The organism is Acinetobacter sp. B-6, assembly GCF_056930735.1.
The window spans coordinates 494,267-517,862 of sequence record NZ_JBXPBY010000001.1; the positions used below are offsets into that span (position 1 = coordinate 494,267).

23 protein-coding genes are annotated in these 23,596 nt (G+C 37.8%); 5 read left to right on the forward strand and 18 right to left on the reverse strand.

Going from position 1 to position 23,596, the window contains the following annotated elements; all coding sequences use genetic code 11:
* Window positions 1–79: 79 nt before the first annotated feature.
* Entirely contained in the window at window positions 80–1,153 is a 1,074-nt protein-coding gene (alr, locus tag AC1Z3T_RS02220) for an alanine racemase (RefSeq protein WP_100885441.1), read from the reverse strand.
* Window positions 1,154–1,446: 293 nt separating this feature from the next.
* On the opposite strand from alr, the gene AC1Z3T_RS02225 reads away from it, so the two are divergent.
* Window positions 1,447–1,869, forward strand: coding sequence for a DUF4259 domain-containing protein (locus AC1Z3T_RS02225; protein WP_004824431.1), 423 nt, complete (start codon window positions 1,447–1,449; stop codon window positions 1,867–1,869).
* Window positions 1,870–1,905: 36 nt separating this feature from the next.
* Here AC1Z3T_RS02225 and dnaB read toward each other — a convergent pair whose 3' ends face one another.
* From dnaB to rpsF, 4 genes are all read right to left on the reverse strand, one after another.
* Window positions 1,906–3,351: a replicative DNA helicase gene (dnaB, locus tag AC1Z3T_RS02230; protein WP_004824429.1), complete on the reverse strand. Its 1,446-nt coding sequence runs from the start codon at window positions 3,349–3,351 to the stop codon at window positions 1,906–1,908.
* Window positions 3,352–3,571: 220 nt separating this feature from the next.
* Entirely contained in the window at window positions 3,572–4,018 is a 447-nt protein-coding gene (rplI, locus tag AC1Z3T_RS02235) for a 50S ribosomal protein L9 (RefSeq protein WP_004824427.1), read from the reverse strand.
* A gap of 9 nt (window positions 4,019–4,027) precedes the next feature.
* The gene (gene rpsR, locus AC1Z3T_RS02240) at window positions 4,028–4,255 is read right to left on the reverse strand and encodes a 30S ribosomal protein S18 (RefSeq protein WP_004719336.1); all 228 of its coding nucleotides are present in this window, start codon (window positions 4,253–4,255) and stop codon (window positions 4,028–4,030) included.
* A gap of 11 nt (window positions 4,256–4,266) precedes the next feature.
* Entirely contained in the window at window positions 4,267–4,653 is a 387-nt protein-coding gene (rpsF, locus tag AC1Z3T_RS02245) for a 30S ribosomal protein S6 (RefSeq protein ID WP_004824425.1), read from the reverse strand.
* A 258-nt stretch (window positions 4,654–4,911) separates the two neighbouring features.
* On the opposite strand from rpsF, the gene AC1Z3T_RS02250 reads away from it, so the two are divergent.
* The gene (locus AC1Z3T_RS02250) at window positions 4,912–5,397 is read left to right on the forward strand and encodes a hypothetical protein (protein WP_100885440.1); all 486 of its coding nucleotides are present in this window, start codon (window positions 4,912–4,914) and stop codon (window positions 5,395–5,397) included.
* A gap of 422 nt (window positions 5,398–5,819) precedes the next feature.
* On the opposite strand, the gene AC1Z3T_RS02255 is transcribed toward AC1Z3T_RS02250, so the two are convergent.
* Window positions 5,820–6,785, reverse strand: coding sequence for a GlxA family transcriptional regulator (locus AC1Z3T_RS02255; protein ID WP_100885439.1), 966 nt, complete (start codon window positions 6,783–6,785; stop codon window positions 5,820–5,822).
* 109 nt (window positions 6,786–6,894) lie between these two features.
* Here AC1Z3T_RS02255 and AC1Z3T_RS02260 point away from each other — a divergent pair, with 109 nt between their 5' ends.
* The gene (locus AC1Z3T_RS02260) at window positions 6,895–7,533 is read left to right on the forward strand and encodes an HD domain-containing protein (RefSeq protein WP_042089666.1); all 639 of its coding nucleotides are present in this window, start codon (window positions 6,895–6,897) and stop codon (window positions 7,531–7,533) included.
* A 226-nt stretch (window positions 7,534–7,759) separates the two neighbouring features.
* Here the strand turns inward: AC1Z3T_RS02260 and cyoE are convergent, their stop codons facing one another.
* From cyoE to ppsA, 7 genes are all read right to left on the reverse strand, one after another.
* On the reverse strand, window positions 7,760–8,638 hold the full coding sequence (gene cyoE, locus AC1Z3T_RS02265; RefSeq protein WP_004824421.1) for a heme o synthase: 879 nt from the start codon (window positions 8,636–8,638) through the stop codon (window positions 7,760–7,762).
* Window positions 8,639–8,644: 6 nt separating this feature from the next.
* Window positions 8,645–8,971: a cytochrome o ubiquinol oxidase subunit IV gene (gene cyoD / locus AC1Z3T_RS02270; RefSeq protein WP_026040388.1), complete on the reverse strand. Its 327-nt coding sequence runs from the start codon at window positions 8,969–8,971 to the stop codon at window positions 8,645–8,647.
* Window positions 8,968–9,588, reverse strand: coding sequence for a cytochrome o ubiquinol oxidase subunit III (gene cyoC / locus AC1Z3T_RS02275; RefSeq protein WP_004824417.1), 621 nt, complete (start codon window positions 9,586–9,588; stop codon window positions 8,968–8,970). The genes cyoD and cyoC overlap by 4 nt, the downstream gene beginning before the upstream one ends.
* Before the next feature lie 4 nt (window positions 9,589–9,592).
* Window positions 9,593–11,584, reverse strand: a complete 1,992-nt coding sequence (gene cyoB / locus AC1Z3T_RS02280) for a cytochrome o ubiquinol oxidase subunit I (protein WP_004824415.1) — start codon at window positions 11,582–11,584, stop codon at window positions 9,593–9,595.
* A 3-nt stretch (window positions 11,585–11,587) separates the two neighbouring features.
* Window positions 11,588–12,652, reverse strand: coding sequence for a ubiquinol oxidase subunit II (gene cyoA, locus AC1Z3T_RS02285; RefSeq protein ID WP_004824413.1), 1,065 nt, complete (start codon window positions 12,650–12,652; stop codon window positions 11,588–11,590).
* Window positions 12,653–12,946: 294 nt separating this feature from the next.
* Window positions 12,947–13,723, reverse strand: coding sequence for an RDD family protein (locus AC1Z3T_RS02290; RefSeq protein ID WP_005032196.1), 777 nt, complete (start codon window positions 13,721–13,723; stop codon window positions 12,947–12,949).
* Window positions 13,724–14,061: 338 nt separating this feature from the next.
* Window positions 14,062–16,440, reverse strand: a complete 2,379-nt coding sequence (gene ppsA, locus AC1Z3T_RS02295; RefSeq protein ID WP_004824408.1) for a phosphoenolpyruvate synthase — start codon at window positions 16,438–16,440, stop codon at window positions 14,062–14,064.
* Between the two features lie 154 nt (window positions 16,441–16,594).
* Between ppsA and ppsR the strand changes: the two genes are divergently transcribed.
* Complete coding sequence (gene ppsR / locus AC1Z3T_RS02300) at window positions 16,595–17,431, forward strand: posphoenolpyruvate synthetase regulatory kinase/phosphorylase PpsR (RefSeq protein WP_004824407.1); 837 nt, start codon at window positions 16,595–16,597, stop codon at window positions 17,429–17,431.
* Between the two features lie 112 nt (window positions 17,432–17,543).
* Window positions 17,544–18,296 carry a hypothetical protein gene (locus AC1Z3T_RS02305; protein WP_100885438.1) on the forward strand — a complete coding sequence of 251 codons (753 nt, stop codon included), beginning with the start codon at window positions 17,544–17,546 and terminating at the stop codon, window positions 18,294–18,296.
* A 43-nt stretch (window positions 18,297–18,339) separates the two neighbouring features.
* On the opposite strand, the gene AC1Z3T_RS02310 is transcribed toward AC1Z3T_RS02305, so the two are convergent.
* The 5 genes from AC1Z3T_RS02310 to AC1Z3T_RS02330 form a co-directional block, all read right to left on the reverse strand.
* Entirely contained in the window at window positions 18,340–18,900 is a 561-nt protein-coding gene (locus AC1Z3T_RS02310; protein WP_009584478.1) for an NAD(P)/FAD-dependent oxidoreductase, read from the reverse strand.
* 978 nt (window positions 18,901–19,878) lie between these two features.
* The gene (gene yiaA, locus AC1Z3T_RS02315) at window positions 19,879–20,358 is read right to left on the reverse strand and encodes an inner membrane protein YiaA (RefSeq protein WP_042089671.1); all 480 of its coding nucleotides are present in this window, start codon (window positions 20,356–20,358) and stop codon (window positions 19,879–19,881) included.
* A 227-nt stretch (window positions 20,359–20,585) separates the two neighbouring features.
* Window positions 20,586–21,599, reverse strand: a complete 1,014-nt coding sequence (locus AC1Z3T_RS02320) for an LLM class flavin-dependent oxidoreductase (protein WP_100885437.1) — start codon at window positions 21,597–21,599, stop codon at window positions 20,586–20,588.
* A 176-nt stretch (window positions 21,600–21,775) separates the two neighbouring features.
* Window positions 21,776–22,294 carry a glycine zipper domain-containing protein gene (locus AC1Z3T_RS02325; RefSeq protein ID WP_004824397.1) on the reverse strand — a complete coding sequence of 173 codons (519 nt, stop codon included), beginning with the start codon at window positions 22,292–22,294 and terminating at the stop codon, window positions 21,776–21,778.
* Window positions 22,295–22,900: 606 nt separating this feature from the next.
* Window positions 22,901–23,332, reverse strand: a complete 432-nt coding sequence (locus AC1Z3T_RS02330; RefSeq protein WP_004824395.1) for a hypothetical protein — start codon at window positions 23,330–23,332, stop codon at window positions 22,901–22,903.
* Between the last annotated feature and the right edge of the window lie 264 nt (window positions 23,333–23,596).

Genomic DNA, 23,596 nt, shown 5'->3' on the forward strand with positions numbered 1-23,596 from the left:
TGATAGAGATATTAAGTGTATCTCTATCATATACATGGCTTTTATTCTGAACGATGGGTACAATTTGGCATAAAAAGATTTAAATCTTTTTACGTTTTGGACGACCTGTCATACGACATAATAATTCATAGCCAATCGTACCATTTGCTGTCGCAACTTCATCAACTAAACGGTTTTTACCCCAGAGTTCTACGACTGTCCCGATTGGTGCATTCAATCCAGTGACATCAATGGCAATCATATCCATTGCAACACGACCAATAACACGGGTTGCTTGCCCATGAATAGAAACATAATTCTGCGTGAGGTATGCACGAGGATAACCATCTCCATAACCAATAGAAACGATTGCGATATCCATCTCTTGCTCTGAAACGAAAGTTGAACCGTAGCCGACAGATTCACCTGCTTGAATATGATTTAAAGCAATAATTTCAGCGGTAAATGTCATTACAGGACGAATATCGAGTTCATGTGCAGATTGGTCTGCAAATGGTGAAGCACCATAGAGCATGATTCCTGGTCGCACAAAATCAAAATTTAGTTCAGGCCATTTAAAAATAGCGGCTGAGTTACAGCACGACGCCAAAATAGGTGAACATGCTTCTTTAACTTGCAAAAATTGTTGCTTTTGCAATTCATTTAAGGGGTGATGATCGACATCAGCGTTTGCGAAGTGCATAGCAAGTACACAAGTAAAACCTTCAGCTTGTAATGAATGGATCACTTCAATAATTTCAGCTACTTTAAAGCCTAAGCGATTCATGCCACTGTTGAGTTTGACCCAAACTTTCAGTCCTTTTTGGATATATTGGTCTTTGTAGGCGCTTAACCAATCAAGCTGCTGTTGATGGTGAATCATTAGCTCAAAGTTACTGTCTAGAACAATTGGCATTTCATCTGCATTGAAAATACCTTCAATCAGGGTAATCGGTTGTTGATAACCTAATTCACGAATTTCCAAAGCTTCTTCAAGGCAGGCGACACCGAAAGCATCAGTTGAACTTAAGGCGGCTAAGCAATCCTTGACGCCATGACCATATGCATTGGCTTTTACCATACTGACAATTTTTGCGGTTGGGGCAAGTTGTTTGACACGGTTTAAATTATATTGCAGCGCTTCGCTGTCAATATAAACTGTTGCTTGGCGCACCCTCGTTACTCCTTGGGAATGGCAAATACAGCATAAAATTGATGAAATTATGCGGTTAGAAATGTAATGATGGTTCTATATTGTCTTAAAAAGATCATGATCAAGAACCAAGATTATTGTAGTCCGATCAAGGCTAAATGGACACGAACATTTGTGTTTTTAATGAGTTATTGATTTTGTATCGATAAAATTCTTGTATTTTTGCTTAAACATAATTTGTAAAAATATTGATCTTTATTTTTTTTACAAAATCGTACATTTTATATTCAATTTCATGATTAAGGTATACGTGTATGGGAACATGGTCTCATGAACCTTTTGGCAATGATACAGCCAGTGATTGGGCATATGAATTCGAAGAACATAACGGTTATGACGTGATTGAGGATGCATTTGATCAAATCATTGATATGACCACAGAAGAGTTTATTGACGCTGATTTGGGATGTATTGCGCATGCGGCAGCAGAGGTTTTGGCAAAATCTTTTACAGCGAGTATAGCTGACAACGAATATTATCCTGAACCTGTAGAAAAATGGCTAGAGCAGAATAGAAATAAGCAAAATTATGCATTGATTCCAAAAGCCCTACTTGCATTAAACTTATTGACATCTGAAAGCTCTGAATTGGATGAGCTATGGCAAGATTCAGATGATTATGAAGACTGGATCAGAAATATTGATGAATTGAAAGAGACTTTAAAATCAAAGATCTGAGTCCAAAGTCTCTTCATTATTTATTGGTGATAAAGCTTATTCTTCGTCTTCGTATTGAGCATAGTACTCAGGAGATAAATTACTGAAACGGGTGTATTGACCTTCAAAGGCTAGACGTACTGTACCAATAGGTCCATTACGTTGTTTACCAATGATAATTTCGGCAGTGCCAGCTTCTTTTGATTCTTTGTTATAAACTTCATCACGGTAAATAAACATAATTAAATCGGCATCCTGCTCAATCGCACCAGATTCACGTAAGTCTGACATAACAGGACGTTTATTTGGTCGATTCTCCAAAGAACGGTTAAGCTGAGACAATGCAATAACAGGACACATCATTTCTTTTGCAAGCGCTTTTAAGCTTCGTGAAATTTCACCGATCTCACCCACACGGTTGTCACCCATACCAGGGACTTTCATTAATTGGAGATAATCGATCATGATACACCCCAATTTACCACCATGTTGTTTGGCAATACGCCGTGCGCGTGCACGTACCTCTGTTGGAGGAAGTGCAGAGGAGTCGTCGATATAAAGATGCTTTTCTTGAAGTTGTAAAATCGTGCCAGTCACTTTAGACCATTCATCACCATCCAGTTTTCCTGAACGTAAGTGTCCTTGATGAACTTTACCGTAGGCAGAGATTAAACGCATTGCAATAGAGTCTGCTGGCATTTCCATAGAGAAAACCAGTGCGGGTAGGTCACAGTTGAATAAAACGCTTTCGACTAAATTCATTGCGAAGGTCGTTTTACCCATGGACGGACGTGCCGCAACAATAATCATATCACCTGCTTGCATACCTGAGGTTTTATTGTCCAATTCCATAAAACCTGTGGTTAAGCCAGTGATATTGCCATCTAGCTGAGATAATTCATTTAATTTATCAAAAACGTCAGCAACCACGGAAGTAATTGCTTTAGGACCTTGTGCCTTCGCATTATTATTGTGTTGCTCTGCAATAGAGAAAATATTGGTTTCAGCAAGATCTAAAATCTCACTGACATCACGACCTTTGGTGTCATAGGCATTCTGCAAAATTTCATTGCCGACTTTAATCATATTTCTCAAAGTCGCAAACTCTTTGATTTTTCCAGCGTAAGTTTCTAAATTATAGAAACTTGAAGGGGAGTCTGCCATCAATTGCATTAGATACTCTTCACCACCAATTGCATCGAGTAAATTTTGCTTTATCAGCCAGTCATTGACCAATACCGCATCATAAGGTGAGCTTTCTTGAGCAAGTTTTTCGATTGCACGAAAGATATATTTATGACGCGTTGCGTAAAAATCATTTTCACTTAAAGTATCGCTCACTTGTTCAAAAGATTCAGCGACAGTCATTAACGCAGCAAGTACAGCTTGTTCAATTGCCAAATTGTGGGGTGGCGTACGAAACTCTTTTAACTGCGCATTGTCTTTATTTTTTGCATCAGCATTGAAAGAGTTTTGTTGAGCAGTGGCGGTTGCCTGAGACATAGAAGACCTTGTTTTAAATCTTGCGAAAACATTATTTAAAATAATGTATGGAGACACTTCAGTACTTACTTATCTTAATGCAAAATTTAGAAAGTATCTAACAGTAATACCGATAAGTAGAGACTTAATGAAGTGAAAAAAACAACTGTAAAGTGTGAAACTAAAAGTTTAGAGATAAAAAAAGAGCATACAAAAGTATGCTCTTTTTTTTGCTTGAAAATTACTCAGATACGATAGTAACGAGAACTTCAGCAACAACATCATGATGCAATTGGATTGCGATGTTGAATTCACCAGTGTGACGAAGCGCACCGTTCGGTAAACGAACTTCTGCACGGTCTACAACAAGACCAGCATTTGTTAACGCGTCAGCGATGTCACGAGTACCGATTGAACCAAATAGTTTACCTTCATCACCAGCTTTCGCAGTGATAACGATATTTACTTCGTTCAATTGATCAGCACGTGCTTGAGCAGCAGCTAAAACTTCAGCTTCAGCTTTCTCAAGTTCAGCACGACGAGCTTCAAAAGCAGCAGTGTTTGCTTCAGTAGCAGCAACTGCTTTACCTTGAGGGATTAAATAGTTACGACCGTAACCAGCTTTAACTGATACTTTATCGCCTAATTTACCAAGGTTTTTAATGCGTTGTAATAAGATAATATCCACGGCTCAACCTCACTTATGATTGTCAGTGTAAGGAATCAACGCTAAATAGCGAGCTTGTTTAATAGCAAGCGCCAATTGACGTTGGTAACGAGCTTTAGTACCTGTAATACGGCTAGGAACAATCTTGCCATTTTCAGTGATGTACTGTTTTAAAGTGTCGATATCTTTGTAGTCGATGTACGTAACGTTCTCAGCTGTAAAGCGGCAGAACTTGCGACGACGGTAAAAACGTGCCATTGATGTTCTCCTTATGCTTCAACAGAATCTTGAGCTTGTTGTGCTTCTTCACGTTGAGCTTTACGCGCACGTTTTTCTTCAGCACTCTTAGCAAGTAATGATTCTTCAGTGATTGCGTGTTCACGACGGATAATCACGTTACGAAGGATTGCATCGTTATAACGGAACAATTCTTCTAATTCATTAAGCGTAGTTTGGTTACATTCGATGTTCATCAAAATGTAGTGCGCTTTATGAATTTTGTTAATTGGGTAAGCCAATTGGCGACGGCCCCAATCTTCAAGACGGTGAATTTGACCTTCAGCATCTTTGATGTGAGAAATGTAGCGTTCTACCATTCCCACAACTTGATCGCTTTGGTCTGGGTGTACCAGAATTACGATTTCGTAGTGACGCATTGTCAGCTCCTTACGGTTTATACAGCCCCATTCAAAAGAATGAAGCAAGGAGTCACAATCTGTAATGCTTTAAACAAGAGTTAAAAGCAATAGATTATGCCGCAAAAATTGCGAGCGCCTATTATAGGAAAGTTTATGAGCAAACACAATTTAATATTCAATTATTTATTGGAAAAGCCACTAAATTTTTACAGAGGGTGAATTGAATTTTGTATTGTCACTATTTAGATTAAAACTGAATAAAAAAGGATAGCAACAATGACAAACTACCGTATTGAGAAACTTGAAACCATTGAATCTTATATTGAAAATCCAACACAAGAGTTTTACTTTGAGGTATTTGATGGTCGTTATGACATTGTCATGGTGGTGGATTGGGGTGAGGAGGATGATGCAATCATCACATATTGTGAAAAAATTCTAGAAACTGGACAACTGTCTGCAAAATTTGAAGCTGCCAATAACAAACAAGGTTTTACCATTACGATTCAGTTGGGTGAAAAAACATTACTGATTCCTTATCAAGGTGAGGGTGCTGATCGAGATACAACTTTACGAGCACTCAATGAAATTTTACATCCAGAGTATGAAATCCGTTTCTGTAAAGCTTCTGATGGTTCAGACACATTAGAATTTATCCCACTGCCCCAAAAATTATGGCATCAATTAGATCTCAAATATGCTGAAAAAATGGATGATTTGTTTGCTCGGTTTGAGCATGATTCTGTATTTTTTGGAAGTTAATTTAACTTTTTAAATCAGTCATTATACTGATCAAAGGATTGGTTTATTTGGGTGTTGCTTGAATATTGAACATGTTAAATAGTCTTTAGAATTGAAGTTGAATAAAATCCAATTAAAAACAAGTTTTTAGGATGGAATGTAGATGTTTTTATATATGCTTTTGGAAAAAATGTTCATTGTTGCTTTGAAATAAGTATGTCGCTTTTTAAATTATAGTCACTAATTTTTAGTAAGCTATGTGTTGGAACTGCATTGCTGTTTCTTTGTTTTTACATGTTGCCTTTTTAGGCTGAAAAGTAGTATTGAATAATTAATCAACTAGTCGAGTAAATACACAACAGTGTTAGCGCACAAGCTTTTTTTAGAAGATGGAGATTTGATTAAATCGTTATTTTTTTGAAGCTACAATCAAATCATTGTATTTAAAATCGATATTGATAGAGTTTTTTATATTCAACAGGGCTCATACCTAAATTCCTCATAAATAACTGCCTTAAAACCTGTTCATGATTCAAGCCACATTGCATTGCAACTTGTTTAACAGCCAACTGATTTTCTCTAAGAAGTTTTTTAGCATATTCGAGTCGAATGCCTTCTAGCCATTTTGCTGGAGAAAGTCCGAATTCTTTTGAAAAAATTCGTGACAGGTGACGTGTGGTAATGCCAAATTTGTCAGCTAAGATTTGCGCATTAATTTGCTGTTTGAGATTGGCTTTCACCCATATTTGTAAATCATTTAATACCGCTTTGCCATGATGGCTAAGTTCAATATCATCGCTAAACTGTTGTTGAGTACCTTTTCTTTTGAACAAGGTGACCAGATGCATTGCAGTTTTTCTGGCTATTTCAGCTCCAAGATCATGCTCTACAATCGTCAAAGCTAAATCCAATCCTGCGCTAACACCAGCTGAGGTAAATAAATTTCTATCTTGTATACAAAATGCCTGATTATTGATATTTAATTTGGGAAATTGAATTTTTAACTGTTCTATGAATGCCCAATGCGTTGTAACGTGTTTGCCATCTAACAAGCCAGTCTGTGCTAATAAAAAAGTACCTGTGCAAATTGACCCGTAACGTTTTGAGCTTTGACATAATTTTGTTAATTGCTCAATCAAGCTTTTATTTACTCGAACATCCGCCATAAAAGGTGAACCTGCAATTAAAAAGGTATCGATAGCATCTAAATCACTATAGATACAATAATCTGGCAATAATTTAATGCCACAAGACGTCTTTAAGGGCTCAGCTGTGGCTGCAATTAAAATCGGCTTATATATTTCTTGACCAATCTGCCGATTCGCCTCTGAAAAAACATCTATTGGACCAGCAATATCGAGTAATTGCACTTGAGGTAATGCAAAGAGTGCAACGGTTTTAGCTGTCATCTCAGATCCATAATCTAATGAAAATGTCCTAATTTTACGCTTTTAATAAATTTAAGACATTGGTTTTTCCATCTATATTGAATATCAATATCTTCAAAGGAAAACTTCTATGGAAAGCTTGGATCATTTATATATACCAGATAGCAAAGTAGTACAGGATGTACAGCAACTCATACGTGATTGTGAATCAGAGCTGCTGTTCCACCACTCAAGCCGTGTATACCATTGGGGAGCTTTGGCTGCTCAACGTAAAAATATCAAAGTCGATCATGAGTTACTCTATATTGCTTGTATGTTTCATGATCTTGGGCTTACACAACAATATTGTAGTTGTGATCAGCGTTTTGAAGTGGATGGGGCAAATGCAGCAGCGGACTTTATGAAAAGTCGTAGCTTTTCTCAGCAAGAGATTGATAAAGTTTGGACAGCGATTGCATTGCATACAACACCTGGAATTCCTGAATTTATGGCAGCAGAAATTGCAATGGTCACCGCAGGCGTTGAAATGGATGTGTTGGGAATCAAGTTTGATCAATATAGTCAACAGGAACGTGATCAAGTCATCCAACTGCATCCTCGTGAAACAGGATTTAAAGAAAAAATCATTCAAGCATTTTACGAGGGTATAAAAAATAAGCCTGAGAGCACTTTCGGTAATGTAAAAGCAGATGTTATTGCCGACAAGCAGCCAGAGTTCGATGCTATTAATTTTTGTTCAATCATCAGAAACTCTAAATGGTCATCTTAAATATATCTTATATGCTCACATCTTTTTTACTTTATCAAGGTGGGAGAAATGAACAAGACAGTATTTTTTGAAAATAATTGCTGTGTTAAAAGTTAAAATTTTGCTTGTGGCAAAGCTTTTTACAGCATCCATATTTTCAAGAACAAATGAGATTTGAATTATTTTCGAGAAAGCAACTATTGAGAATTAAAGGATCAAAAAAAAGATAGAGTAAACTCTATCTTTTTTAAAACAGTGGCAAATGTGGTGCAGGGGAGACGTAACTAAAACTAAAGCTAAAACTGAGCGCTGTAATTAGAATTACTGAATACAAAAAATATTTTCTTGCCCAAACCTGATCATTCTCTGCTTTAAAGCCAATAATAGACAAATAGAGCCAATAGGCACACAAAGCATTAAAGGTGATTAAAAAGAAAATGTTGGTATAGCCAAAACAATATAACCCATTTAAAACCGCAGCAAAAAGTACAACATAAATTAAACTTTCAACTTTGGTTCGAAAAATTGAACGTGCTACAGGCAAAATAGGGATATCTGCATTTTTATAGTCATCGAAACGATAAATTGCAATTCCCCAAGAATGTGGCATTTGCCAAAGTGCATATGCTAAAAAAATCAGCAAAGCGGCAATATCAAATTCATTGGAAACAGCAGTATAACCAATTACAGGAGGGCTTGCGCCAGAAATACTTCCAATCACAGTTTGATGAATGGTGGTACGTTTACTCCAAAGACTATAAAAAATCACATACACAACAAAGCCGAGTACAGCGAAGCCAAATGCGTAGGCGTTGACAAAAAACCACAACAAAGCAAAGCCAATTAAACCCAGCACAGCAGAAAATATTAAAGCAACTGTTGGACTGATGGTCTTTTTGACAAGCGCACGATTCATTGTGCGTTGCATTTTTTGGTCAATGTCTTGGTCAATGACGTTATTCACAACACAGCCAGAAGCAACAACAAGTGTTGTACCAATGAGTGTGATGAGAAGTAAAAGGAAATCTACTGAACCTTGAGCGGCTAAGAAAAAGCCGCCCAAAGTGGTAACGAAGTTACCAAAGAGAATTCCTGGCTTAGTCAGGAATAGATATTTTTTCAACATGACACCCTAGAGCATCATGTTTGAATGTAAGTAGTTCATGATCCATACAGAACCAATTAAGAGAACGGCAATCGTCAGAATCGTATAGATGAATGCAATGACGTTCCAGCGTTGTTCAGAAGATGAATTCATGTGCAAGAAGAAAATCAATTGTACAAGAACCTGAGCAACAGCAGTGATCGCAATCGTTGCAACAACAGCACCACCAGTCATGCCTTTCATCACCATCCCAAATGGGATGATGGTCAAAACGACAGAAAGGATGAAGCCGATAGAGTATTGTTTGATGTTTCCGTGCGACGCACCAGCAGCATTATGATCATGACTCATTATAAAGCTCCCAGTAAATAAACTACGCTGAATACACAGATCCAAACGATGTCAAGGAAGTGCCAGAACAAGCTTAGGCAAGCAAGACGACGCGTGTTTGGTAATGTCAAACCATATTTCTTGATTTGAACCATTAACACGATCATCCATACTAAACCAGAAGTTACATGGATACCATGCGTACCAACTAGAGTAAAGAACGCAGATAAAAACGCACTGTGGCTAGGACCATGACCCTCAAGAACTAAATGATGAAATTCATAAAGTTCCATGCCGATGAATGTTGCACCAAAGAGCCAAGTGATAATTAACCACATCAGCACTTGGTTGACATTTTTCTTGTATGAAGCAAGAACCGCGAAACCAAAAGTCACAGAAGAAATCAGGAGAGCGAAAGTTTCTACAAGTACGAAACCTAAAGACTCACCAAATAACTCTTTTGGACTTGGAGTACCAGGCGGAATATGACTGCTTAATACAGCGAACGCGATGAAGAGTGTACCGAATAAAATCAAGTCACTCATCAAGTATGTCCAGAAACCAAAGACTGTGATGTCAGTATCATCGTGATGATGATGCTCATCGTGTCCATGGTTGTCGTGATGAAGTACTTCAGCCATATCCTTAGTCCTTCTTCAAGTGTTTTTCAAGTAAAGCATAACGCTCATTTTCGATACGTTCTACTTCAGCAGCAGGTACATAGTAATCCACTTTCTTCGTGAATGAACTTACGATGAAGCTAATAACAGCACCAAGGAAAGTTACAACGACTAACCACCAGATATGCCAGATTAAAGCAAAGCCCATTGATGTAATGAACAACGCAATAACAAAGCCTGCAGCACGGTCGGTTGGCATATGAATATCTTCATATTTCTCAGGACGCGCATATGCAACACCATTCTCTTTGTCATTCCAGAAAGTATCAATACCATTGATTTTTGGAATTTCAGCAAAGTTATAGAACGGAGCAGGGGAAGAAGTAGACCATTCAAGTACACGACCATCCCATGGATCGCCAGTGTGGTCCATGTTGTCATGACGTTGTAAGAAACCTACGATCACTTGCATTAAGAAACAAGCAATACCGATAGCGACAAGTACAGCACCGAATAAAGCGATAGCTAGGTATGGATCCCATTCAGGGTTGTCATATGTATTCAGACGACGAGTCATACCCATGAAACCAAGGATATAAAGTGGCATGAATGCAAAATAGAAACCAAAGAACCAGAACCAGAAAGATGCTTTACCCCAAGTCTCATTTAACTTCCAACCAAACATTTTTGGCCAGTAGAAAGTGATACCTGCGAACATACCGAATACAACACCACCAATAATTACGTTATGGAAGTGAGCAATCAAGAATAATGAGTTGTGTACTAAGAAGTCAGCTGGTGGAACAGCCATTAATACACCAGTTAAACCACCGATACCGAAAGTCACAAGGAAGCCAAGTGTCCAGTACATTGGTGATGTAAATGTAATACGACCCTTGTACATAGTGAATAACCAAGAGAAGATTTTCACACCAGTAGGAATCGCAATAATCATGGTCATGATACCGAAGAACGCGTTAACGTTGGCACCAGCACCCATGGTAAAGAAGTGGTGTAACCATACGACAAATGCCAGTACAGTAATTGCAATTGTTGCATACACCATAGATTTGTAACCGAATAACGTTTTACGAGAGAACGTTGAAACGATTTCTGAGTAAAGACCAAAAGCAGGCAATACCAAGATATAAACTTCTGGGTGACCCCAAGTCCAAATCAAGTTCACGTAAAGCATTGGGCTACCGCCAAGCTCGTTGGTGAAGAAGTGGAAATCGAAGTAACGGTCAAGTGTTAACATTGCAATAGTTGCTGTTAATACTGGGAACGATGCGATGATCAAAACGGCTGTACAAAGTGCAGTCCAAGTAAAGATCGGCATGTCCATAAGTTTCATACCAGGCGCACGCATTTTAATGATGGTAACAAAGAAGTTAACACCTGTCAGAAGCGTACCTAGACCCGAAACCTGGAGTGCCCAGATATAGTAGTCAACACCAACACCAGGAGAATATTGAATGCCTGAAAGTGGAGGGTAAGCCATCCAACCAGTCGCAGCAAATTCACCTAATACAAGCGAAACCATCATCAAACCAGCAGCACCAGCAAATAACCAGAAACTTACAGAGTTCAATAATGGGAATGCAACGTCACGTGCACCAATTTGAAGTGGTACAGTAATGTTCATCATACCTACAACAAGACCCATAGCTACGAAGAAGATCATAATTACACCATGTGCGGTGAAGATCTGATCGTAGTGGTCTGGATGTAAATAACCTTCACCGCCACCTTTTGCAAGGAACAGTTGAAGACGCATCATGATTGCATCAGCGAAGCCACGAAGTAGCATCACTACAGATACAAGGATATACATGATACCGATTTTTTTATGGTCTACTGATTTAAACCATACATTCCAGAGATATCCCCATTTTTTGAAATAGGTGATACCGCCTAAAACTGCAATTGCGCCAAGGGCCATAACGACCATTGTCACAAGTACAATAGGCTCTTTAGGGATCGCGTCCCAATTGAGTTTACCTAATAACAAAGACATGTCTTATTCCCCTACAGAAGCAGTTGCATGTTCAGCACCTGCATGTTCAGCACCTGCATGGTCTGCACCATGATAGTTGCTCATGTAAGTGTTGATAATGCTCTTGAACAAGTCAGGCGTAACTGAAGAATAATAAGTCACAGGATGAGGCTTAGTAGGGAATGGACCTTTACGTTCAGCTTCGTGTGCAGCTTTAATTTCTTCTGGCGTATGCGCATTGTTCAGCATTGCTTCAATTTGGTGTTTAGAACGGTCACCATCTTTGAGCGTAGCAAATTCAGTCGCATCAAGCGTGGTTTTTTGGATTGCTTCAGGGTTAATTGAAGTTCCTTTACCTGCTTTGATTGCGTCTACCCATGCGTTGAAATCAGCATCAGAAACAGCGTGCGCACGGAAACGCATTTGCGTAAAGCCATAGCCGCTATAGTTCGCTGAGAATCCACGGTAGCCTTCTGCTGGACTTGGATGTTCTGCAAGCATATGTAACTTAGTTTGCATACCTGCCATTGCATAAACCTGACCTGCTAACTTAGGAATGAAGAAAGAGTTCATCGTAAAGTTAGAAGTGATTTGAAATTCAATTGGTTTATTGACTGGGAAACGAACTTCGTTAATTGTAGCTATCTGTTGTTCAGGATAGATAAATACCCATTTAAATTGTTCAGCGACAGCTTGAATTTTTAAATGTTCTTCCATCTGACCTTGAGTATTTGTTAATGGTCTGTAAGGATCATACTTATGTGAACCCCACCATGTTAAATACGCAAGAATAGCAATAATAATACACGGGATACCCCATACTACAATTTCAATTGCAGTTGAGTGTGCCCATGTAGGTTTATAGTCTGCATCTTTATTCGACGCGCGATATTTCCAACCAAACCACAATGCCATTAAGATCGAAGGAATTACGACCAAAAGCATTAAATAGATCGCAGTCATCATCAGGCTACTTTGACCTTCAGCAACTGGACCTTTCGAGTTTAGAAGTACTAAATCACCACCACACCCAGTTAAGAGTGCAGCCATCGCAGATAAAGACAATACAGCTAAAGTCGTTTGTCTCATTTTACAACCTCGGTGAAGAGTCCCATTCCCTATATAAATATGGGATAGCGATTAAAGTGTCGCATGATTGAAAATGACTATTGTTTACAAATAGAAAACATTCTCAATGATCTGACACCGCTACGTTGTAGGGCATTATGCCTCATATCGGCAAACTTAGCTATAGATAGGGCATGAATATATTAATGTAAAAATACCTGATATTTTTAGTCGGAATTATAAAAAAAACAAAAACATAAATTATTATTTTTTCGTGATTTAGTATCAAAAATGGCGGGGTCACCGCCATTTCATTTATTCTGCAAGATCAATCACTTTGGTTTTTGCCAGGCGATCATGGAGTGCATAGTTGTTTTTTGAAAAAAACATAAATAAATCAACAATAAATACAATTGCAATAAGCGGAACAATGCTCATCAACTGAGAGAGAATCAGAAATAAAAACGAACGTACAAAAAAGCCTCTGAATGACCCCGGTAGTTGATTGGTATTCACATCAACGATTTGAAGTTTGAATATTTTTTTACCAATCGACTGCCCCGACTTGGTAATCATAAAACATTGAATAATCAAGATTGCCAATACGAATACCATTAAACCAATATTGACATAGTTTGGTATGCTTTTACTGATTATTTCAGCGATCTGCATTTGGCTTTCTCTAGAAAATCCACCTTCAGCAATGTTGACTGCACTTTCAGGCATAAAATAAGCAATAGCAAGAATTTGCGGTAAAAACAATACTGCAAAATCGACGAGTTTTGCTGAAATACGTTTACCTACAGGTGCAGCTTTAATTGCTTTTTTAGTGGATCTTTCAACTTTTATGTTGGTAATTGCTTGGTTTTGTTGAGTGGGATGTTCAGGGGTAAAAGTTGTCGGTGTAATATAACCAACAGGTTCATAGACAAGTTTACCTTGTGTAAGTTCACCAAGTGCTTTCCATTCAGTCATTCCTTGATGCCAAGCTAAATCAGTTAATAAGACTTGCTGACTCGCAAGCATTTGATTCAGTTGTTCTATGGAATAGGGTCCAGCTTGTTGGTTATTTCTCGCCAAGTAAATTTGCATAAAACTCAATTCTCAAAATAAATCTAAAATACAAAAAGCGTAGATGGTCAACGAAAGCGTTATCATCAATATTCATCTACATTGTAATCCACTATGTATACTCGATTTTTGCACATATTAATATTAAATTTACACGAAATCTTAAAATATGAAGCAATATCAGGTTGCTTTTATAAGGAATTAATATCGTGAAAATGTGTTTAACTTTAAAACTTAGCGATGGAAATTTTAATACATAACTGCGTATTCAGCAGTTGAGTTCAAATGAATTGAAGTTATAAATATTATTTCAAAAATAAAAAAGACCCTACATGAGGGTCTTTTTTAGAGCATACAAATTAAGCTTGTTTGGTTTTTTCTTCTGCAAGGAAGAACCAAGTATCTAACACTGAGTCAGGATTTAAAGACACAGACTCAATACCTTGTTCCATTAACCATTTTGCAAGATCTGGATGGTCAGAAGGACCTTGACCACAAATACCGACATATTTCCCAGCTTTACGGCATGCATGAATCGCCATAGAGAGGAGGGCTTTAACCGCAGCATCACGCTCATCAAATAGGTGAGAGACAATACCAGAGTCACGGTCTAAACCAAGAGTTAACTGTGTTAAGTCATTTGAACCGATTGAGAAACCATCGAAATGTTCAAGGAATTGTTCAGCCAATAATGCATTGGTTGGCAATTCGCACATCATGATGACTTTAAGACCATTCTCACCACGTTTCAGACCGTTTTGAGCCAATAACTCAATAACACGCTTCGCTTCAGATACAGTACGTACGAAAGGAATCATGATTTGAATGTTGGTTAAGCCCATTTCATCACGTGCTTTTTTCAATGCGCGGCATTCAAGTTCAAAACAGTCACGGAAGTTGTCAGAGACATAACGGCTTGCACCACGGAAACCAAGCATTGGGTTTTCTTCTTCAGGCTCATATAGCTTACCACCGATTAAGTTCGCATATTCGTTTGACTTAAAGTCAGACATACGAACAATCACTGGTTTATCTGCAAATGCAGCTGCAAGCGTAGAAATACCTTCAACCAATTTTTCAACATAGAATTCGATTGGAGATGCATAACCTGCAGTACGTGCCATAACAGCAGCACGGGTTTCGCGTGGCAGGCTGTCAATGTTGAGTAATGCTTTAGGGTGTACACCGATCATACGGTTGATAATGAACTCTAAACGTGCAAGACCAATACCTTCGTTTGGAATTTGAGCGAAGTCAAATGCGCGGTCAGGGTTACCAACGTTCATCATAATTTTGAACGGAAGTTTAGGCATAGATTCAATAGAATTACGTTGGATTTCAAAATCTAACGAACCTTCATAAATAAAGCCAGTATCACCCTCAGCACAAGAGACAGTCACTTCCTGTCCATCGACAAGCACTTCTGTGGCATTACCACAACCAACAATTGCAGGAACACCTAATTCACGAGCAATAATGGCTGCGTGACAAGTACGACCACCACGGTTAGTCACGATTGCTGCTGCACGTTTCATTACTGGTTCCCAGTCTGGGTCAGTCATGTCTGAAACGAGTACGTCGCCTTCTTGTACTTTGTCCATTTCTTTAATCGATGTCACGATACGGACTTTACCAGAACCGATACGTTGACCGATTGAACGTCCTTCACAAAGAACCGTACCTTTTTGTTTAAGAAGGTAACGTTCCATTGTGCCAACATTTTCACGGCTTTTTACTGTTTCAGGACGTGCTTGAACGATATAGATTTGACCATCATCACCATCTTTTGCCCACTCAATGTCCATAGGCGCTTGATAATGTTCTTCAATAATCAATGCTTGTTTAGCAAGCTCTTGAAGCTCTAAATCATTAAGAGCAAATTGTTGGCGATCTGCTTTTTCAACATCAACAACAACGACAGATTTACCTGCAGCACCTTCTTCGCCATAAATCATTTTTTGGTGTTTAGAGCCAAGGTTACGACGGATAACAGCATGTTTGCCATTTTTGAGAAGTGGCTTTGAAATATAGAATTCGTCAGGATTGACTGCACCTTGAACAACCATTTCACCTAAACCATAAGAAGCAGTAATGAAAACTGCTTCACGGAAACCAGATTCTGTATCGAGTGTAAACATTACACCCGCAGCACCAGTTTCTGAGCGAACCATACGTTGAACGCCAGCAGAAAGGGCAACGATGTCGTGTGCAAAGTTTTGGTGTACACGGTAAGCAATCGCACGGTCATTATAAAGAGAAGCAAAAACTTCTTTAATTGCGATCAAAACATTATCAATACCACGAATGTTCAAGAAAGTTTCTTGTTGACCAGCAAATGAAGCATCAGGTAAATCTTCAGCAGTCGCAGAAGAACGAACAGCAACTGCAATGTCAGGATTGCCATTAGAAAGTGCAGCAAATGCTTCGCGAACTTCAGCCTCTAGACCTGTAGTAAGTGGAGTTTCTACAATCCATTGGCGGATTTTTGCGCCAGTTTCAGCAAGTGCAATCACATCATCAACATTTAATGCTGCAAGTTCTGCATTGATTTTAGCATTTAAGCCACTTTGCTCTAGGAATTCGCGATATGCATCAGCAGTCGTTGCAAATCCACCTGGTACAGATACGCCAGCATTTGCTAAATGACTGATCATTTCCCCAAGTGAAGAGTTTTTACCACCCACGATCTCAACGTCGTGTTTACCTAATTTTTCCAGACCGATTACGCGTGCTTCCAAAGTTGTTACTCCACTTATGCAGTATTAATCACTATCTTGGCATGAAATTATAACAAAAAACTTAGCATTTTGATTCAACTAAGTGATAGTCATGTAAGATGGGCTTACTATAAAGATTATACATCGCTAAGACAAATGTTTGAGGAGATTTTTAATGTCAGAAAGTAACCAAATAAAGCGGAGCGTATTTTTTATTTCTGATGGTACGGCGATCACAGCTGAAACCCTTGGGCATTCATTATTAGCGCAATTTCCCCATGTAAAGTTTGATATTCATATCATTCCCTACATTACATCTGAAGAAGCGGCGATGAATGTGGTCGAAGAAATCAATCGAAGAGCTGATAAAGATGGTCAGCAACCATTGGTATTCGATACTTTGGTTGACCCTTATGTGCGTGACATTATTAATACTGCAAATGCAGTGAATCTTGATGTTTTTGAAGGGCTTATTAGTAAGTTGTCTGATGTTTTAGGAACTCAGCCTACAACTTTAGTCGGACAAACCCATGCTGTAACAGATTCTGAGTCTTATAAAGCACGTATTGATGCTGTACATTTTGCTTTAGACAATGACGATGGCGCACGTACGCGACATTACGATAAAGCGGATTTGATTTTGATTGGAGTTTCTCGTTCAGGTAAAACACCGACATCTATTTATTTGTCATTACAATTTGGAATTCGTGTTGCTAACTATCCGCTCACTGAAGAAGACTTGGACGATAACCGTTTACCTGCTGTACTCAAAGAACATAAACATAAACTATTTGGTTTAATGATTGATGCTGAGCGTTTGGTTGCAATTCGTTCAGAACGAAAAGCCAATAGTCGTTATGCAAGTTTTTCACAATGTCAGATGGAACTTCGTGCTGTAGAGGGTATTTATATTTCTGAAGGAATCAAATATCTCAATGTTTCTGAAATGTCGATTGAAGAAATTTCAACACGAGTCCTACAAATGACAGGCTTAAAACGCAGAATTGGATAAATTGTCCTTAGCTTTGATCTTGCGAATATGATGGAATGACTGCTAAGAGCAGAATGCACATTTTGCTCTTATAAAATATGTATAGATGATTATGATAATGTTGAGTTGTTATATGAAAAAGATATTAAAAATAAGTTCATTTTCGATGTTTTTTTGTGCGCAGGGCATGATACTAACGCAGTTGCATGCCGAATCCTTAAAGGATTTCGAAACAACGTTGATTCAGAAATATTATCAAAATAGTTGTTCGTCGCGAAATGAATGTGATCAATACAATGAAAATATTTCTAACGCGATTGAAACAAAAATTAAAAAGGACCCTGCAAGTTTCACTTATTCTTTTCCTAAACTAACCGAAAAGAATATGTTGAAAATTCATTACAGCCTAGATCGCAAAATTAAATCTTATACAATGGATATTTCTGCTGGCGGTACGATGCGAGACTCCACGAATTTGATTCAATTGAAAGGCAAAAAAGGTCCAATCACTCAAGATTTAACAACAGTTGGATTTATCAATAAAATTGAGCAAGTTAAAATAAAAAATCGAGATGTATATTTAATCACCAGTGTTTTTGTTGGGAGTACATGCTCAAGAACTTATCGTATAAATTCATTCATATTGAACCAAGATAAATTCGCCCCAGTTCAAATTTTTGAAACGAAAACGAAAAATTTGGACTCAATAGACGTTGCAAACGATTGTCAGGACTGGGAACGTCCATTGGAAGATTTTATCCGTATTTCTAAAGATTTAAAGAATATAGATATTCTGCTGATCAATAACGCTGGAAAACTGACGAACAACTACTTGCGCTATCAAAAGACTGCCAATAGTTATCGCTATATCGGACAGACAAAATAAAAGGAGGCAATACATGCCTCCTTCAATTAAATTTTATTCAAATCTATGATGTATAGGTACTAATAACAACATCAACGACATACTCTGTTCCATCCATACCGTGTATTGAATTGGATGTAATTTTAACAATTGGCCAAGCAATATGCTTGCATCGAGGATGTTGCAAGGCTGAATAATAATTATCGGATTTCAAAAAGACTTTATTTTTCATTGCCAGATTAGGCGTAAGCTGGCGTTTTAACCACTGGTCTTGGACTTGAGCATCTAAATATCGAATCGCCAACATTGCTTTAATTCGATGATTAAACAAACGACGATTTTTAATAATTAATGGATGCGAAATGAGTTTGTGTATGCCACGTTCTGTTTGTGGTAATACAAAAACAGGCGAAATCTGAAAAACTTTGACCAGTTCAGCTTGCTTTAATAGCTGATCAAGTTGCGTTACAGTAAATTGATCAACCCCAATAATTGCAACTTTTAAACCAGAAAAGTCATGCAGTTTCATGTCTGTGGACGCAATGATTTTACCTGTATATGGCTTAAAAAACTCGGATTGGTTTTGAAAAAAACCTTCGTTTTGGCTCTTGTTCCTGGTGAGCATATTTATTCCTTTTTTTATTTATAGGTCGCTGAGAATCGCGACATTTATTGATATAACCAACTTAATCACAGAGGTAAAGTCTTTTCAAAATCTCACCAGTCATATTTTATAGATGCAACGCTGTAATGAAAAATCACACAAACTATATTGAAAATATGATTTTGCAATTTTGAGGTTTTAAAAAAATTCTATTTCTGATGTGCCTGAATATTCATATTCGTCAAGATTTTAGTCAATAACACCAGAGTTGAACTGAATTCTTCTGCGTGATGAATGGTCAATATTGTTGTTTATTCTATTTCATCTCATTTTGAAAAGATTGGCGAAATTATTCATTATCAAGAGATGAAAATATCAACTCGATAACAACTCAGTGAATTATTTGTCATATGAAAAGATTGTTGAGACATATAGTCATCCTGATGAAAAATCCATACAGTGAAATATCATTTCTTTTTATCAATAAACTCAATAGATTGTTTGATGATCTAAAGTTTGCACTGCCACGTTTTAGCTCTAAAGTTTAAATCGTTTTGCGTAAACGATGGTTTCCTTTGCCCAACCCATTTTTATTTAATAACATTATTTGCGCTGCAAACAAAGCAGTGTTTTGTTTTTGCTCATATACCCCCGCTCAACATGGCGATATACATGTCGCTTCACGATAGCAAGACCATCTATGATTCAAAAGGGCGAAATATAAATGATCAAAATCTTCTAAGGAATATACAGTTTATTGAATATCAATGATTAATAACAAAGTACTTGTATGAATCATTAGATGGTTTGATCATAGGGCTAGACGAGGTACTTTTTTGGAGGCACATTTCGGTAATTTCTTCTGTATTTTCATGCATTAAAAAAGCCCAACAAAAGTTAGGATAAGCGTTTTCCATCATTTTATCTGTTGAAATTGAATCGCGTGTCTCTCAATCTGATTAATTGATCAATACCTAAATTATCAGTGCCTTGAACAAATTATAATTTATCATCCTGTGTTTCGATCTCTTTTATTTCCACTTGGGATGGAAGAGAATGGGTTAATTCAGGTTGTGTATGTGTTCTCAAATACTCTAAATCACGAATGTTTTTCTGTACTGCAACAGCTCCGAATAGGCTGAGTAAAAATGCCATAATATAAAAGCCTTTTTCGCTCAAAGTCATGTTGGCATTCCATAAACCTAGTGCTAAAAGTACAACACAAATCACCACTGAGACCCAACATAAGCCATAGTAAATAGCGGTAACTTGTTGTCCTTCTAACTTATCTCGAACAATTTTTTGCAATGAAACAGCAGAAAATAATCCATAAAGAATCAAGATGAGGTAATAGCCTTTTTCGTTTAAGAGAATTTGTGCATTAAACAGACCCACACAGTAGGCGGCAGCGCCAGCAAGTAGTGCCACCCAGCTCACTGCAACAAAAGCAGGTGTTGGCTTATTGATATATTGATTCATTGTTGTTCCTAGTTGATATTCTACTGATTTTTATATGTTCTATTATGCTGATTTGAAAAGAGATGGCAAATCTTTTCATTTTTTCTGTTGTATTAATATATGTTTTAAAGCATGAATTACTTTAAATTTATATTTAAATTAATGATTTAGTAATATTGAAATCAAAAAAAACCAAAATGAAAATTCATATTTCATTTTGGTAAAGAGGAAAAGGTAATGGGTTTGTATTATTTTTTTAAATCCATTAATAAACTAAAGTTGTCTAAACGTTTCGATGTGTCATAGATGTCACAAGTGAAAATAAATTCATCCACTTGATATTGTTCAAGCAGTCGATTCAAACCTTTTTTCACTGTTTCTGGTGAGCCAATTTGCGCCATTGCGAGGAAATTTTGCACAGCCATTTTTTCTGAAACAGACCAGCGACCTTCCATACTTTCAACAGGTGGTTTGAGTTTTAAACTTTGCCCTGTCAGCAAAGCTTGAATTCGCAAATAGACACTGGTTGCAAGATATTCAGCTTCTTCATCTGTTTGAGCGACGACAGTAGGTACACCCATAGAGACAAAAGGTTGATCCAAATATTCAGAAGGTTGAAAGTTTTCACGATAAAGCTGGATGGCTTGTCCCAACATTCTCGGTGCAAAATGTGAGGCAAATGAATAGGGAAGCCCTAATTTTGCTGCAAGCTGAGCGCTGAATAAACTTGAACCTAAAAGCCAAACTGGAACATGCGTGCCTTGTCCAGGTGTTGCCTTGATTCTTTGGTTTGAATGAGCATCTGCAAAATAACTCAATATCTCTAAGACATCTTGTGGAAATTGATCTTCAGTTTCTTGACGACCCCGTCTTAATGCACGCATAGTTAGAGGATCTGTACCGGGTGCACGTCCTAAACCTAATTCAACGCGATTCGGATAAAGTGTTGCCAAAGTACCAAATTGTTCAGCAACCACCAGTGGTGCATGATTGGGTAGCATGATTCCACCTGAACCAACTTTGATGCTATGTGTATTTGCCAAGATATAACCTAAGAGTACTGCTGTTGCAGAACTGGCAATGCCATCCATATTATGATGTTCAGCTAACCAAAGACGATCGAATCCTAACGTTTCAGCATGTTGAGCAAGTTCTAAGCTATGTTTAAGAGAAAACCCAACTGTTTGATCTTCACGTACAGGTGCAAGCTCTAAAATAGAAAACTTGGTATTTTTTAATGCCGAATCTGCTATAGATGTCATTTTTTAACTCAATATAACCATATATCGAAATACTACGATATATGTTGAGTAATGTATATCGAAAATTGTCGATATTTGTATTTAAAGCTGAGAAAATACGACGGATAAAAAAAATCAAGCATCGGTAAATGCTTGATTGAATATATTGTTATATCAGTAGAAGCGGGAAATTAACTCTACCAACGGTTTTTATATTGACCATAGTGATGCCCGTTGTCATGGCGATAATTACGATTATTATAACGATAGTCTACATTGCGGTATCCGTTACGATCATAACGGTCATTATAACGTCCATAGCGGTTGTCATAACGGTCATCATAACGACGATCTTCACTGACTTTTTTACCTAAAGCTGAACCACCAGCAGCACCAAGACCTGCACCGATATATCCACCTGTGGATGTACCTGTCACATTACGACCAACAGTATAACCACCTGCGCTACCTAAAGCGCCACCAATGATTGCACCATTTCTATCGCGTTTATTCGATGCCGCACCAGCACCAACACCACCACCGATCGCTGAACCAATCATTGCACCAGTGGAGCCACCCATTTGTTGACCAATTGCTGCACCTACAACACCACCAAGTGCAGATGTTAAGGCTGTATTGGTTGAGTTACCTGCATGTGCAGTTGTGACTAGAGTTGCTGCAAGAACAGTTGCACCAAGTATTGCTTGTAGTTTCATTTCAAACTCCTTGTCGAAGCTTCTTCAAATTATTTAACTTGAGCTTAGAATAACGAAACAATTAGCAATAATTATGGATGTGGATGTAAGCAATTTCTGTGTTTTGTTTCTAGATTGTATTTCTTGCTCTTTAATTGGTTCATATTATGTGAATGTTAAACTTTATTCTCAGCGCGATTGATCAGAGAGCATTCATATTAAAATTATGCAACAAGCGAGACAAAATAGAAGATTGAACTCTAAATGCGACTATCACAGCCTAGCACCTCATAGCAAAAATAAGTCGGGTGAGCCGTCAGTTAGATTTAAAATTAGATGAAAATTTAACATGAGTTCGTGAAGATTATTGTTATCTCAATCCGCTAAATAACTTGTTAAATTAATCATATAGGGCTTAGGTAGCGACAATATTATTGACTTAATATAGATGAAATGTTCTTTGCTTTTTCCATCATCCAATTCTAGCTGATGCCATTATCATGTTGGGTGGCATGGATACAGTCGACCATTAAAGGCGAGATGGAATCATTTTTAAATATTGAGTGTAATAGGCTGATATAACAAATAAAAAGCACCCGAAGGTGCTTGATGTCATTCACGGATCAATTAGTGATGACGACGATGTTTTTTGTAGTACTTTTTATTGTACTTGCGTTGATCGGCATGACGGTCTTGAGATACTTTTTTACCTAAAACGGAACCACCCGCTGCACCTGCTGCTGCACCAATATAGCCGCCAGTAGTGCCACCCATATTTTTACCAACAGTATAACCACCCACGCCACCTAAACCGCCACCGATTGCAGCAGCAGTACGATCTCTTCTATTGGTTGAAGCTGCTGCACCACCAGCACCACCAACGGCTGAACCAATCATTGCACCAGTGTTACCGCCAATTTGTTTACCTACGGCTGTACCAACAACACTTCCTAAAGCCGAAGTTGCTGCAATACGTGTTGAGTTGTCAGCATGGGCACTTACTGTAAACATTGAAGTTACTGCTAAAGCAGTACTAAATAAGATTGTATTAAATTTCATCTGTTGCTCCATGTCCTTAGATGGACAGCTCTATCTGTATTCGATGAAGCAAATGTAACAAAAGTTTTTCCAAAAAATGTGGAGATGAACCCGAAAATTGATAACGTTTGGTATCTGAATGTATGTTTTCTATTAAAAGTGATTTTAAAACATGCAAACGCTGGGACAAAAAGGAGAAATGATGAAGATAATACGGTTATGAATAAGCATAAAGCTCGTAAATTGGCAGATAAATTCGTTAAGTTCACGGCAGAGCGCCTATAT

Bases quoted from the DNA above. Each gene is read 5' to 3' on its own strand.
- cyoB (WP_004824415.1), bottom strand. From the start codon at position 11,584: ATGTCTTTGTTATTAGGTAAACTCAATTGGGACGCGATCCCTAAAGAG.
- rpsR (WP_004719336.1), bottom strand. From the start codon at position 4,255: ATGGCACGTTTTTACCGTCGTCGCAAGTTCTGCCGCTTTACAGCTGAG.
- AC1Z3T_RS02260 (WP_042089666.1), top strand. From the start codon at position 6,895: ATGGAAAGCTTGGATCATTTATATATACCAGATAGCAAAGTAGTACAG.
- cyoE (WP_004824421.1), bottom strand. From the start codon at position 8,638: ATGTTGAAAAAATATCTATTCCTGACTAAGCCAGGAATTCTCTTTGGT.
- AC1Z3T_RS02250 (WP_100885440.1), top strand. From the start codon at position 4,912: ATGACAAACTACCGTATTGAGAAACTTGAAACCATTGAATCTTATATT.
- AC1Z3T_RS02325 (WP_004824397.1), bottom strand. From the start codon at position 22,294: ATGAAACTACAAGCAATACTTGGTGCAACTGTTCTTGCAGCAACTCTA.
- cyoA (WP_004824413.1), bottom strand. From the start codon at position 12,652: ATGAGACAAACGACTTTAGCTGTATTGTCTTTATCTGCGATGGCTGCA.
- rpsF (WP_004824425.1), bottom strand. From the start codon at position 4,653: ATGCGTCACTACGAAATCGTAATTCTGGTACACCCAGACCAAAGCGAT.
- AC1Z3T_RS02305 (WP_100885438.1), top strand. From the start codon at position 17,544: ATGAAAAAGATATTAAAAATAAGTTCATTTTCGATGTTTTTTTGTGCG.
- dnaB (WP_004824429.1), bottom strand. From the start codon at position 3,351: ATGTCTCAGGCAACCGCCACTGCTCAACAAAACTCTTTCAATGCTGAT.
- AC1Z3T_RS02290 (WP_005032196.1), bottom strand. From the start codon at position 13,723: ATGCAAATTTACTTGGCGAGAAATAACCAACAAGCTGGACCCTATTCC.
- AC1Z3T_RS02255 (WP_100885439.1), bottom strand. From the start codon at position 6,785: ATGACAGCTAAAACCGTTGCACTCTTTGCATTACCTCAAGTGCAATTA.
- ppsR (WP_004824407.1), top strand. From the start codon at position 16,595: ATGTCAGAAAGTAACCAAATAAAGCGGAGCGTATTTTTTATTTCTGAT.
- AC1Z3T_RS02225 (WP_004824431.1), top strand. From the start codon at position 1,447: ATGGGAACATGGTCTCATGAACCTTTTGGCAATGATACAGCCAGTGAT.
- cyoC (WP_004824417.1), bottom strand. From the start codon at position 9,588: ATGGCTGAAGTACTTCATCACGACAACCATGGACACGATGAGCATCAT.
- yiaA (WP_042089671.1), bottom strand. From the start codon at position 20,358: ATGAATCAATATATCAATAAGCCAACACCTGCTTTTGTTGCAGTGAGC.
- AC1Z3T_RS02310 (WP_009584478.1), bottom strand. From the start codon at position 18,900: ATGCTCACCAGGAACAAGAGCCAAAACGAAGGTTTTTTTCAAAACCAA.
- AC1Z3T_RS02320 (WP_100885437.1), bottom strand. From the start codon at position 21,599: ATGACATCTATAGCAGATTCGGCATTAAAAAATACCAAGTTTTCTATT.
- AC1Z3T_RS02330 (WP_004824395.1), bottom strand. From the start codon at position 23,332: ATGAAATTTAATACAATCTTATTTAGTACTGCTTTAGCAGTAACTTCA.